At 63.2% G+C, this 12,982-nt stretch carries 11 protein-coding genes; 8 read left to right on the plus strand and 3 right to left on the minus strand.

The genetic code is table 11. The annotated features are described in order from the left end of the window. Nucleotides 1-351 precede the first annotated feature (351 nt). Nucleotides 352-903: a thiamine phosphate synthase gene (locus C7451_RS11085; protein ID WP_110299040.1), complete on the minus strand. Its 552-nt coding sequence runs from the start codon at nucleotides 901-903 to the stop codon at nucleotides 352-354. A 23-nt stretch (nucleotides 904-926) separates the two neighbouring features. Here C7451_RS11085 and C7451_RS11090 point away from each other — a divergent pair, with 23 nt between their 5' ends. The 4 genes from C7451_RS11090 (at nucleotide 927) to C7451_RS11105 (ending at nucleotide 4,280) form a co-directional block, all read left to right on the plus strand. Next, complete coding sequence (locus tag C7451_RS11090; protein WP_110299041.1) at nucleotides 927-1,598, plus strand: YggS family pyridoxal phosphate-dependent enzyme; 672 nt, start codon at nucleotides 927-929, stop codon at nucleotides 1,596-1,598. 113 nt (nucleotides 1,599-1,711) lie between these two features. Then, nucleotides 1,712-2,491 (plus strand): hypothetical protein, encoded by a 780-nt coding sequence (locus C7451_RS11095; RefSeq protein WP_110299042.1) that lies wholly within the window; start codon nucleotides 1,712-1,714, stop codon nucleotides 2,489-2,491. Further along, a complete protein-coding gene (locus tag C7451_RS11100) occupies nucleotides 2,488-3,687 on the plus strand; it encodes a M48 family metallopeptidase (RefSeq protein WP_110299043.1) in 1,200 nt (399 codons plus the stop codon). The genes C7451_RS11095 and C7451_RS11100 overlap by 4 nt, the downstream gene beginning before the upstream one ends. Beyond that, nucleotides 3,684-4,280 (plus strand): hypothetical protein, encoded by a 597-nt coding sequence (locus tag C7451_RS11105; protein WP_110299044.1) that lies wholly within the window; start codon nucleotides 3,684-3,686, stop codon nucleotides 4,278-4,280. Before C7451_RS11100 ends, C7451_RS11105 begins: the two co-directional genes overlap by 4 nt. An 18-nt stretch (nucleotides 4,281-4,298) precedes the next feature. Here the strand turns inward: C7451_RS11105 and C7451_RS11110 are convergent, their stop codons facing one another. Beyond that, nucleotides 4,299-5,051, minus strand: coding sequence for a helix-turn-helix transcriptional regulator (locus C7451_RS11110; RefSeq protein ID WP_167398511.1), 753 nt, complete (start codon nucleotides 5,049-5,051; stop codon nucleotides 4,299-4,301). A 195-nt stretch (nucleotides 5,052-5,246) separates the two neighbouring features. Next, on the minus strand, nucleotides 5,247-6,254 hold the full coding sequence (locus C7451_RS11115; protein ID WP_110299046.1) for a tetratricopeptide repeat protein: 1,008 nt from the start codon (nucleotides 6,252-6,254) through the stop codon (nucleotides 5,247-5,249). Between the two features lie 262 nt (nucleotides 6,255-6,516). On the opposite strand from C7451_RS11115, the gene C7451_RS11120 reads away from it, so the two are divergent. The 4 genes from C7451_RS11120 to C7451_RS11135 are packed head-to-tail and all read left to right on the plus strand — an operon-like array spanning nucleotide 6,517 to nucleotide 12,797. Continuing rightward, entirely contained in the window at nucleotides 6,517-9,072 is a 2,556-nt protein-coding gene (locus tag C7451_RS11120) for a cyclic nucleotide-binding domain-containing protein (protein ID WP_110299047.1), read from the plus strand. Nucleotides 9,073-9,074: 2 nt separating this feature from the next. Continuing rightward, complete coding sequence (locus C7451_RS11125; RefSeq protein WP_110299048.1) at nucleotides 9,075-9,986, plus strand: hypothetical protein; 912 nt, start codon at nucleotides 9,075-9,077, stop codon at nucleotides 9,984-9,986. 46 nt (nucleotides 9,987-10,032) lie between these two features. After that, the gene (locus tag C7451_RS11130; protein WP_110299049.1) at nucleotides 10,033-11,904 is read left to right on the plus strand and encodes a cytochrome c3 family protein; all 1,872 of its coding nucleotides are present in this window, start codon (nucleotides 10,033-10,035) and stop codon (nucleotides 11,902-11,904) included. Nucleotides 11,905-11,948: 44 nt separating this feature from the next. Continuing rightward, complete coding sequence (locus C7451_RS11135) at nucleotides 11,949-12,797, plus strand: phosphodiesterase (protein ID WP_110299050.1); 849 nt, start codon at nucleotides 11,949-11,951, stop codon at nucleotides 12,795-12,797. The last annotated feature ends 185 nt before the right edge of the window (nucleotides 12,798-12,982 follow it).

Consider the following 12,982-nt stretch of genomic DNA (forward strand, 5'->3'; position numbering starts at 1 on the left):
GGCTCCGCTACGCAGCCCATTGCTTCAACCGCGCTGATGCGCGAAATAACCGCCCGGCTCTAATCCCCGCTGGAGGAAAGCTGGGGGCCACGTCACCCCGGACGCACCAACCCAGCAAGAGCCATTACGCAGTCTCCAAATTTCTGGCAGCAAGCCTAGCTTGTTCTGATTAACCATTGCTTTGTCAGACACGGCAGCAAACCACCAATTCCCGCCATTCCCGGAGCCCTCTAAAGCGCCTGGAAGCGGACATGCCTGGGGTGGAGCCAGTCGGCAAAAATGCGTGGTGTCTCGCTGTATGTCCGCCGACAGATGAGCAAGGCTTCCGCAGGAGTGTGGCGGCGCGGGCAATTATCCTGACAGGCCGTCAATCGCCGCCCAGCCGTTGATCACCGCCGTGATCTGCCGTGCCCTTGGCCGCGTCATGCCACCCAATGCGATCACCGGCAGGCGAGACAATCTCGTGAGGCTGGTAAATCTTGCGACACCCAATGTTGCGCCGCCGGGATGCGTTCGCGTGGCAAACACAGGCGAGATCAGCGCCTGCGCTTGGCCTCGCGTCGCATTCGCGCGGGCGAGCTCGCGCAGGTCGTGCACCGTCAGCAACTGGATCAGCTCGCCCGCCGCACCGCCGCCCGGTGCGCCGTAACAGCCGTCCGCCCGCCAACGTCGCGCCATCGCGGTATCGCCTGCCAGCACGATCACCCCGCCGCGGTTGCGGATGCGCTTGGCCAGTTGCACGAATCGCTGGCGGCGCTGCTCCGGGGGAAGATGATAATGCCGGAACACCAGCCCCGATCCGCGCGGCAGTCGCTTGATCGCCCGCTCGAGCACCGCATCGTTGCGAGCGTCGCTGATCAGCCACAGTGTGGGCAGGTTTTTTCCGGGCTGGCGGCGGCGCATGTCCGGGCTTATAGCCGCGCGCCATGGATATACAAAGCGACGCCCCCGCCACTGCGCTCTCCACCGTGCGTGATGCCATCGCCCGATCGGAAAGGATCGCCGGACGCCCCGCCGGATCGACCACGCTGATCGCCATCTCGAAGACCAAGCCGGTCGAGGCCATTGAGGCGTTGATCGAAGAGGGGCACAGGGTCTTCGGCGAAAACCGGGTGCAGGAAGCCGCGCTAAAATTCCCGGCGCTGCGCGCGCGTTACCCCGATCTGCAATTGCACATGGTCGGCCAGCTGCAATCGAACAAGGCCGAGGATGCCGTCGCGCTGTTCGATTGCATCCACTCGCTCGACCGCATGTCGCTGGCCAGGGCTCTGGCGGCGGCGATGGACAAGGCGGGCAGGCGGGTGCCGTGCTTCGTTCAGGTCAATATCGGCGAGGAAGAGCAGAAGGGTGGCTGCGCGATCGCCGATCTGCCGCAATTCCTCGATCAGGTCCGGGCGCTGGACCTGCCCGTTGTCGGCCTGATGGCGGTACCGCCTGCTGATCTGGAACCCTCTCCCTATTTTGCGCTGCTCGCCAAGCTGGCGCGCGCACATGGGCTTGATCAGCTGAGCATGGGCATGTCAGGCGATTATGAAAATGCGGTCAGGATCGGTGCGACCCATGTGCGCGTCGGCTCGGCATTGTTCGGCTCGCGCTAAGCAATTCGGACCGACGCCGACTATCGCATTCAATATGAAGCGATAACGCGTTTTCCCGTAGAAGAAAATGACAGGATGATCCTATTATCCCGGTTACGAACGGGGGGTAGGGGATGCGTGCGTTATTCGGCCTTATGGCTGCGGCTGTACTGTGCGGGGCAATCATTTCGGTGCCGGCACAGGCGCAGGAGCGCTCGGCAGTGCGCCCGGGATTTGTTCTTCCTCCGCAAAGCGGCAAGAAAATTCTGCTGCTGCGTCCCTCGGTCAGGGTGGCGGAGCAATCGACCGGCGGCATGGCCGAGCCGCGCGCCGAATGGACCGATCAGGCGCGTGAGAATATCGACGCGGCGCTGGCCGAATTGCAGCGGCAACTCGGCAATACCGTGATCGCTGCCCCCGAAGCCTATGGCGAGGATGCGCGCCGTGTGGCGGAGCATCAGGCGCTGTTTGCTGCGGTATCGCGGGCGGTGATCGAATATCAGTTCTTTGTCGGCAACCGCCTGCCCACCAAGAAACGCGACAACAAGGCCGGACAGTTCGACTGGTCGCTGGGACCCGATGTGGGCAAGCTGCCCGGCGCGGATCAGGCGGATTATGGGCTCTTCCTCCTCACCAATGACCATTATGGATCGACCGGGCGCAAGATGCTTCAGATCGTCGGGCTGGTCGCTGGCGTCGGGGTCACATCGGGCGTGCATGCCGGATATGCCGGGTTGGTCGATCTCAAGACTGGCGATCTGCTCTGGCTGAATGCCGACGGCCAGATGGGCGGCGATGTGCGCGAGCCTGACGGGGCGATGAAGCGCGTGCGCCAGCTGCTGGAGGATTTTCCGGGCAGCGCGATCCCGAAAGAGGTTGCGGTGGCTGAGGCCGGGCCCGAGGCGAAGCCGTGATCGCGCGATACCGGCTCGCATTGGCCTCGCTGGCATTGGCGCTGGCATCGTCCGTCCAGGCCGAGCCCGCATTGCCCCCGCCTTATGCCGGGGCCTATCAGCCGCAGGGCGTGGATGAGCAGGGCTTGTGGCGCGAGATGGACGAGGAGGAGCGCCGCTATTCCCAGTCCGATATCATGATCCGGGACCAGGCGCTGAACGCCTATGTGCGCAAGGTCCTTTGCGACACGGTGGGGCATGATCGCTGCGGGGCAACCCGAGTGTATGTGGTGCGCGCGCCGGTGTTCAATGCTGGCATGTATCCCAATGGAATGATGGAGGTCTTTTCCGGTCTGCTGCTTCGCGTCCGCAGCGAGGCGGAACTGGGAGCCGTACTTGGCCATGAGTTCGGACATTTTGAGGCCCGGCACTCGCTCAAGGGCCTGATGGCCCGGCGTTCTGGCGGCGATGCGATGGCCTGGGCCTTCGTTCTCGCCAATCTGGCCCCGACGTACGACGTGGTGCGCACCTATCGCGACCTGCAGTTGACCATCATCGGCAATTATTTTCGCTTCAGCCGTGACCAGGAGCGCGAAGCCGATGCGCTCGGCATCGCCTATCTGAACACAAGCACATTGCGACCGCAGGCAGCAGCGCAAGTCTGGGAAAGGCTGATCGGCGAGTATCAGGCAGACGCGCTTTCCAAGGGATTGAAAAAGCCGCGCCTGGACCGGGTGGCATTCTATGCGACGCATCCGCCACAGGTCGAGCGTGCGACCACGCTCGCGCTTCTCGCCCGGCCGGATGGCGCGACGCGTGATGACGGGGCGGAGCGCTATCGCGCCGCCCTCGCGCCCTGGCTGCCGCAGTTGCTCGCCGACCAGATCAAGCTCAACGATTTCGGGGCGAGCGAATATATCATCCAGTCCCTGGCCGAAACTGGCTGGACCGCGCCGCTCTGGCATGCGCGCGGGGAGCTCTACCGGATGCGCGGTGCGCCGCGCGATCTGGTCAACGCCGCTGAATTCTACGGCCAGGCGATCGCGCTGGATCCAGTCCATGCCGAGGCGCATCGCGGGTTGGGTCTTTCGCTGCTCAAGACCGGACAACGGGCTCCGGGGCAACAGGCGCTGCGCCGCTATCTGACGCTGAAGCCCGATGCACCGGACGCGCGGATGATCGGCCTGATGATCCCTCAGGAGATGTCCGAACCATGATTCCCCGCACCTTTTCCGCGATTGCAGCGCTGCTTGTCGTCGCGCTGCTGCCCTCTGCAGCCACGGCACACAAGCTTCGGGAACAGGGTGTCGTGGTGACCATCGCCGATTCCGCGCTCACCGTTGCGCCCCCGCGGGACTGGAACCGGCTCGACGGGAATATCGGCAAGCATGTCGAGACCTGGACGCTCGATGGTGGGCAGCTCAACGATCTCACCTTCTTCGCCGGGATCGAGCCGGGCAAGCCACTGGTGCGCGAACGCAGCAAGAAGCGCGAGCCGTTGCCCAGGTTCAGCGCCAGCACCCTTCTCGTCGAACTGCCCGAGCTGTTCGAAGCGACTTATCGCAGTGCCAAGGAACTGGCCGATTTCCGCGTGACCGAAGTGCAGCCCACCCGCTTTCTGGAGCGCGACGGCGTTCTGTTCCGCTACGAATATGTCGACCCAGATGAGCTGACCCGCAAGGGCGAGGCGCATGCCGCGATCATCTCGGGTCGGTTGTACATGATCAGCTTCGATGCGCCGCGGCTGCATTATTTCGACCGGAACATCGAAGATTATCGCCGCATTGCCCAAAGCGCCCGGCTGCCGTGAGGGCGTGGGCCAGAGGCCTTATTCGGTGACGTCGTCGAGCGTGAAATAGCCCAGCTTCAGGGACTTGAGCACCAATTGGGCGCGGTTGGAAACGCCGAGGCGGCGACGGGCATCGGTCAGATATTCGCTGACCGTCTGATCGGATATGCCCAGCACGGCAGCGATTTCCCAGCTCGTCATGCCCCGGGCGACCAGCTTCACGCAATCGACCTGGCGTGGCGAAAGGCGCTCGTCATTCGCAACCTGGGCCTGAGGCAGTTGCGATTGCCACAAGGTTCGGGCCTGCTGCCCCGCAGCGATGCCGAGCAGGATGGCGAGCATGAAGGGGCGCGGTTCGAGCGGCGCGCCGTCCTTCACCACGAAATGCACCGAAATGGTCGGCCGGTCGGGCATGTGGCTGGCAATGGTGCAGCCTGATCCCAGTCCAAGCTTGCGCATCTCGTCCAGATATTCGCGCTGGATGCGCGTCAGGGGAATGATCGTTTCAAGATCGGTCCAGCGGATGGCGCCGCCATGCCGCTGACAGGCAGCGAGCACGGGGCTGGTCAACCCATAGTCGCGGCGCTCGAACAGATCGTGCCAGGCCTTCGGATAGTTGGTCACCATTTCCGGCTCCATCAACCCCGACTGCAGATGGACGTGCCGCGCAAGCGCAGCATGGGCAAAGCCGAATGGCGCGGCTGCATCGGCCAGGACGGCCAATAGATCTTCCAGCGTCGAGACGTCTTCTAGCGCTCTGGACGCACGTTCAACATGGTCGAATTCCGGCATGAGCCTGATCTGCTTCCGATTGGTGCAAGGCACTCGCAATAGCAGGAAATCATCTGCGAGTAACATAATTAATTGTGCAAGATGTTCCCTAGATTGTTTCCGTCGCGCTCAGCTTGCCGACAAAGAGCCGGCAATAGATGCGGTACCGGTCAACAGGTCGGGTTGGCGGCATCCATATGCAGCAACAGCCAATCGTCAGGCGCCGGGCACGCCCAGAGCAGAGGCTGCCTCGCGGACGCGGCGCTGATCTGCAGCCTTGTTCTTGAGCGCCGCCATTGCATCGCGCAAGGCCGCCTCGGCCTTGCCGGTTTCGCCCAGTTGCATGCGGCTGCGCAACAGCATGATCCAGCCATCGGTATCGCCAGGCTCGCGCTTCAGGCGTTCGGCGAGGCCATCGACCATCTGCTTGATCATCATGTCCTGCTGGCCCTGCGGCAGGGCGGCTGCGGCGGCCATCTGGTCGCGCGTCGGTCCGGGGATCCCGGCGGTCGCGGCTTCTGCACCATCCGTGCGGAAGCCTGCGGTCGGCGGAGCGAACTTTGCAGAGGCGAGGCGCTTTTCAACCTCGATCCCGCGTTCCTTGCCGACATTGCGGATGACGTCGCGAATGTCCTTGGCATAGGGTGCATCGGCTGGCGTCTCGGCAAGCAGCGCAAACCAGTCCTCGATCGCTTCGGCGTGCTTTCCATCGATATCCTTGGCGGCAGCGAGGAAATAGCGGGCGCGGGCGTCCTTGGGGTCAATCTCGACCGCCTTGGCGAAGGCGGCACGTGCGTCCTGGCTGATCGCCTCGTCCTTGCTCGCCATCACCAGCGCCTCGCCCAGCATCGAGTGATATTCCGAATTACCGGGGGCAAGCTGGATCGCGCGCCGCATGGCCGTGGCCGATTCGGCGAAGCGCTGCGTCTCGAAATAGCTCCAGCCCAGCATGCGCCAGCCTTCGGCATCGTCCGGATTGTCGCGCAGCCGGGCCTCCAGCGCAGTGATCACTTCATCCACCGAGGCGGGCTGGCCCTGGGCATTGAGCGGGGCGGTCGGTGCGACCGGGGCAGGCTTCTGGTCGCTGTACACCTTGTAGCCCACCGCGCTGGCGGCAATCAGCGCCGCTGCGGCCAGCGCCGCCTTGCCGAGGCCGAAGCCGCTTCCCGTGCCGCGCGGGGATGGGGTGGCGGCAGGCGGGGTATCGGTCATGGGATCGGTCATGTTGCGTGTCTCTCTGTCGCGTCCGGATGCAAGGCTAGCCGATCGCCCAAATTTTCCAATTTCTAAGTGGTAAAGATCACATTCTTTGCTAGAAATATGGGCATAGGGTTCGCAACCGAATTTTGGGCAAGTTCTTGCGGCAGCGAGGCATTCTGGCGATGGCGGCACCGATCGGGGAGAAATCGGGCAGCGCGGCGCGGGACTGACAGGTGTGCACGCAAGCGCGGACGGAAGAGCGTCCGCATTTGGGGGACGCGAACCTGTGAGCGAAATCTACCGCGTTGCAATCATCGGATCGGGCCCGGCCGGCAAGAGCGCGGCAGCACGCGCTGCGAGCCTGGGCATGAGCCATGTCCTGCTCGAAAAGACCGATCACCTCTCCGACACCATCTACAAATATCAGAAGGGCAAGCATGTGATGGCCACGCCATCGCAACTGGTGCTTCGCTCTGACCACGAGTTCGACGCGGGCAAGCGCGAGGCGATTCTGGAAAAATGGAACGCCCGGACCAGGGAGTTGAACGTCAATGTGAAGTTCAACGCCGAGGTGAAGGCGATCAGGGGCACCGGCCCCGCGATCGAGGGCAGCGTTCATGTGATCGAACAGCGCGCGCGCGACGGATCGATCACCAAGAAGGAAATCCAGCGCTACGCCCCGCCCTATGAGCTTGAGCTGACCAATGGCGAGAAGATCATCGCCGAAAACGTCGTGCTCGCCATCGGGACCCAGGGCAACCCCAACCGCATGCGCTGCCCGGGGGGAGACCTGCCGCACGTCCAGTATCAGCTGGACGACCCGACCGAATATGTCGACGAGCATATCGTCGTCATCGGCGCTGGCGATGCGGGCATCGAGAATGCGCGGGGCCTCGCCGAAGATGCGGCGCAGGGCAATGTCGTCACGATCGTGAGCCGCGGGCCCGAGGCGCCGAGCCCGAAGGAATCCTTCCCGACCGCCAAAGAGGCGAACGCGCTGGCGCTGCTGGCGGACCGCAACGCCGGCAAGCTGCAGATTCGCTTCGAGACCGATACCGCCAGCGTCGAGCCGGGCTGGATCACGTTCAACACCCGCGATGGCGAGGAAAGGGTGCGCTGCGACCGCATCATCGCCCGTATCGGCTCGGCCCCGCCACGTGCCTTTATCGAGGAATGCGGCATCGCGTTCACCAGCGCCGATCGTCTGGCCTTTCCCCAGCTTTCGCCCGTGTTCGAATCCACCGCGCCGGGTATTTTCGTCATCGGCGCGCTGGCAGGCTATCCGCTGATCAAGCACTGCATGAACCAGGGCTATGACGTCATCGAGTTCATCAACGGCAATACCGAACTGAAGCCTGCGGACGAACCGATCCTGGAGGGCAAGTTCAAGGACCTGCCAGGCCGCAAGTCGGTGGCCGAATGGCTCGACCTGCTGCGCGAGAACGTGACGATTCTCAACGGCATGAACCCGCTTCAGATGCGCGAGTTCATGCTCGATTCGGACGCGAAATTCTACCGCAGGGGCGATGTGATCTTCGAACGCGCGGCGCCCGGATCGTCGCTGTTCGCGATTGCGCAAGGTTCGGTCGCGGTACAGATCGACCCCAATGATCCATCGAAGACCGTGCCGATCGGGCAGGGATCGATCTTCGGCGAGGTCGGCCTGATTTCCGGGCGCCGCCGGGGTGCCACCGTCGTAGCGGCGGAGGATACCATCTGCGTCGAGATCTCGCGCAATGCCGCGCTCAAGCTGCAGAGCCAGGTGCCGACCGCGAAAAAGGCGATCGAGCGCATTTCCACCGAACGCCTGCTGCTTCAGATGTTCGGATCGGGGCTGAAGCCCGACGATATCCGCGAGGTCGTCGACACCAGCCGCATCCGCCAGATCAAGCCGGGCGAAGCGATCCTCAAGGAAGGCGACGAGGGCACGGAAATCTATGTGATCCGCGTCGGATCGATGATCGTCGAGAAGGAAATCGGCGGCAAGCCGGTGTTCCTTTCGTATCTGCCGGCCGGGTCCTATGTCGGTGAAATGGCGCTGATCGCGGGAGGCCGGCGGACGGCAACCGTGAAGGCGGCGATCAAGTCAGAAGTCATCCAGATCGACGGCGACGCATTCAAGAAGGTGCTCGACGCCAATCCCGAACTGCTCAAGCGCGCCAAGCGCGACATGGCCAGCCGCCAGGACATCAACGCCTTTATCGAGGCGAAGAAGGACAGTTTCTCGGGTGTGGTCGACATGTATTCGGGTGTCGCCAACTTCCTCGTCGAAAACGGCATCGGCGAGGCGACCGACGTGCTGCTGATCGACGAGACGCTGTGCGTGGGCTGCGACAATTGCGAAAAGGCGTGCGCGGACAGCCATGACGGTCTCTCCCGGCTCGACCGCGAGGCGGGGCGCACCTATGCGCATCTGCACGTGCCGACCAGCTGCCGCCATTGCGAGCATCCGCACTGCATGGCAGATTGCCCGCCCAATGCGATCAATCGCGGCCCGGATGGCGAGGTCTATATCAACGACACGTGCATCGGCTGCGGTAACTGCCAGCGCAACTGCCCTTATGGCGTGATCCGCATGGACAAGGTGCCGCCCAAGAAACCCAGCCTGCTTTCCTGGCTGTTCTTCGGCTTTGGTCCGGGACCTGGCGAACCGAGCAAGAAATGGGCCTATGCCAATAGCGATCACAGCGTGGAAAAGCCCAAAAAGGCGATCAAGTGCGACATGTGCGCCGGGATCGAGGGCGGGCCCAGCTGCGTGCGCGCATGCCCGACCGGCGCTGCCATCCGCGTCGCGCCTGACGAATTCCTGACCGTTGCGCGGCTCGAGCAGGAGGAGGCCTGACCATGGCAAGCCAGGCTCAGCCCGCAGCGCCCGCCGTGCGCAAGAAGACCGTAGGCCGCGAGCGGAGCTCGATGCACGACGGTTTTCTGCGCCACAAGAATTTCCGCTGGTTGAAGATCGCGATGGTGCTGAGCATCACGTGCCTCGCCAGCTATTTTCTGATCGACGTGCAGCCGCGGCACAATGGCGGCTCGTGGTATGGCTATACCCTCGGGACGATCGGTGCGGGTCTCATCTTCTGGCTGACCTGTCTTGGCCTGCGCAAGCGGGCGATCACGCCCGGCGGCTGGTCGCTCAAGGCATGGACCAGTGCGCATGTCTATCTCGGGCTCAGCCTCATCGTCATCGGCACGCTGCACACCGGCTTCCAGCTGGGCTGGAACGTCCATACCCTGGCCTGGGCGCTGATGATGATTGTCATCATTTCCGGCATTGTCGGCATCTATTTCTACGCGACCCTGCCTGACAATCTGTCCAGCAACCGGGCCGATGCCGATGGCGCGGTGACCGAACGGATGATGATCGAGCAGCTGCGCTCGCTCGACCGTCAGTTGCACGATGCGGCCCAGCCGCTTGAGCCTGGCCAGGCTGCGCTGGTCCAGGCCTCGCTGGAACAGGACCCGTTCGACGGCAATTTTCTTCAGCGCATCACCAACAGCTATTCGGGCTGCGAAACGCGCGCCGCGATCGCCGAATTGCGCCGGATGCGTGCCTATCAGCCGAGGATGGGTGATGATCCGCTCGACAAGGTCGACGGCCTGTTGCAGCGCAAGGAATCGACGCTGGCTCGGCTGCGGCGGCATTTGCAGATCAAGTCGATGCTGCAGGTCTGGCTCTATGTGCATGTACCCATGACGTTCGCGCTGCTCGCCGCGCTGTCGGCGCATATTTTCAGCGTGTTTTTCTACTGGTGATCGAAAGTCCCGGGGGCGGGGTGTCGGCAAGTTTGGGGGCAGTTGAATGATGTTTATCGTCCGCCAGGTGGCCTTGAAGGCAGATGGCAGCGAGATTGTCCGCCAGACCGAAGTGGCGGGCGATGAGATTTTCATCGGCCGCAACGCCAGCAATGGCGTGCATCTGCCCGACCTCGCGGTGAATCCGGTTCATGCCCGCATGGTGCGGCGCGAACGCGAGCTGATCATCACCGCCGAATCGGCCCAGCCTTTCGATGTCGACGGCCGCAGCGTCGAATCGACCAAGATCGACATGGCGCGCGGCGCGGAACTGCGTTTTGGCGGACATATCGTTGCGCTCGGGACCGAAGGCGATGCGGTGACGCTGACCGTCCGCCGCGTCGAGGCGGTGTCTGACAGCGCCGAGGACAAGGACGAGGCGGCGATCTATTCGCTGAAAGGGCTGCTGCCCGGCAAGCGGATGAGCGCCTGGGGCTTTGCGTTGCTCGTGCTGATCGCGTGCCTTGCCTGGCCGGTCTATACCTGGTCGAGCTACAAGGATCTGGCCTACAAGGAAAAAATCTCGCGCCCCGCCGGCTTCCATGCCGATACCCTATGGTCGTCGGGCAAGCTCAGCCTCGCGCACAAGACGCTCAAGAACGACTGCCAGGCCTGTCATGTCGATGCGTTTGTCTCGGTGCGCGACAATGCCTGCATGACCTGCCATCAGAAGGATGCCGGCCCGCACGCGCCGATGCCGCGCCAGTTGGAAGCACGCGGCGACCCTACCGGATTTGCCGCTTTTACCCGATTCGTTGCGGCCAGTTTCAACAAACCGGCGGGACGCTGTGTCGAATGTCACACCGAGCATGAGGGTGCCGGTGCTATGGAACCGACTCAGCAACGCTTCTGTGCGGAGTGTCATGACGGGATGGATACGCGCTTGACCGACACCAAACTCGGAAACGCCGCCGATTTCGGCAAGGCGCACCCACAGTTCCAGGCGGCGGTGCTGGTGCGTCCGCTGGTCGGTGACGATGCCAAGGCGCCGCGCAAGCGGATCTCGCTCGACAAGAAGCCCAAAGAGAATAACGGCCTCAAGTTCCCGCACGACCTGCACCTGAACAAGACAGGCGGTGTCGCGCAGATGGGGCGCAGGCTTGCGGCCAAATACGACTTTGGCGATGCGCTGGAGTGCAAGGACTGTCACGAGCCGGACAAGAACAATGTCGGCTTTGTCGAGGTCGACATGGAGAAGAGCTGTGCCATGTGCCACAGCCTCGCCTTCGACAAGATCGGCGACACCTATCGCACGCTGCGCCACGGCCAGCCAGAGCAGGTCAAGGCGGATCTGCGCGCCTTCTATCGCTCCACGCCGCCCGCCCGCCCGATCAACCTGGGCAGCCTGGCGCGGCAGCGCCCCGGTGTCGTCAATTCGCGCCGCACTGCAGCGGACTATGCCCGCGCGGTCAATTTCCGCGGCGGCCGAGCCGACCAGGCGATCCGCCAGGTCTTCAGCCGCGGCGGCGCCTGCTATGATTGTCATGTCGTGGTGCCGCCCTCATCGTCGGGCGGGCTCGATTTCCGCATCGCGCCGGTCGCCCAGACCAGCCGTTACATGCAAAAGGGCTGGTTCACGCATGATGCGCACGACAAGGAAGAGTGCACCAGCTGCCATCTCGCTGAAAAATCGAGCGATGCTTCCGATCTGTTACTGCCCGGGATCAAGGATTGCCGCACCTGTCATGTCGGGGAAAGCGGCGCATCACTGGTCAAGGTGAAGAAACCGGTCGAATCCACTTGTGCAATGTGCCACGATTACCATGCCGATAAGGGGGCGCCATGGCTGCTTCGCGAGCAAGACAAAAAGAAAAAGCGGCCAGAGATTACGGCCTCCATGGCACATCCGGGAGGGGCAGCGGCGCGATTGCGACGATAGCCTCTTCCCTCAAGCCAACGAACAACAAGGGACCGGGTCGCGGGATGCTCATTGCTCAGATCACCGATATTCATCTGGGCTTTGATCCCGACAATCCGGCGGAGTTCAACCGCAAGCGGCTCGACCAGGTCATCGCCATGCTGCGCGAGCTCGACCCCGTGCCCGACATGCTGCTGGCGACCGGCGACCTGATCGACCGGGGCGACGAGGACAGCTATCGTCGGCTCAGGAATGCATTTTCCGTCTGCCCATTCCCCGTTCACATGTGCATGGGCAATCACGACCAGCGTGATACCTTCCTGTCGCAATTCCCCGATGTGCCGGTGGCCGACGGCTTCGTGCAATATGAGGTGGATGCAGGCCCGATCCGGTTGCTGGTGCTCGATACCCTTGAAGAGGGGCGGCATGGCGGTGCCTTTTGCGAGGTCCGGGCGAACTGGCTCAACGCACGGCTTGCCGAGCAGACCGCCCGCCCGACGCTGATCGTGCAACATCATCCGCCGATCGAAGTGGGCATCGAATGGATGAACACCCATCCCGAAGAGCCCTGGGTGCAGCGCCTGCGCAACTGCCTTGCCAACCGGCCCAATGTCATTGGCATGGTCTGCGGCCATGTCCATCGCGCTATCGTCAGCCAGTGGAACGGTTTTCCGGTGGCCATCTGTCCGTCCAGCGCGCCGCAGGTGGCGCTCGAACTTGCGCCGATCGATCCCGACCGTCCCGATGGCCGCAACATGATCATCGCCGACCCGCCGGCGTTTGCCCTGCATTGGTGGAATGGACGCGAGCTGATCACGCATTACGAGACGGCCGACGAGCATGTGATGCTGGCCCGTTTCGACGAGAAAATGCAGCCGCTGGTGCGCAGCCTTCTGGCCGAGCGGCCGGTTTGAAGTCTACAGCGCCCAGACCCAAGAGGCGCCAGTCCCCAGTGCTGTATCAGCTACCACGGAACCTGCCTGTTGTCGGAACCGCTAGGGCCGGATTTCGGTCGGTGGTAAGGTCAATCAGACTTTCTGGAACGAGGGCCCCGGACTGATGCACGCATTCCGGATCGAGCCGCAGCGGACCCGTCAGC

The sequence above is a fragment of the Blastomonas natatoria genome, assembly GCF_003201955.1.
Taxonomy (GTDB): Bacteria; Pseudomonadota; Alphaproteobacteria; order Sphingomonadales; family Sphingomonadaceae; genus Blastomonas; species Blastomonas natatoria.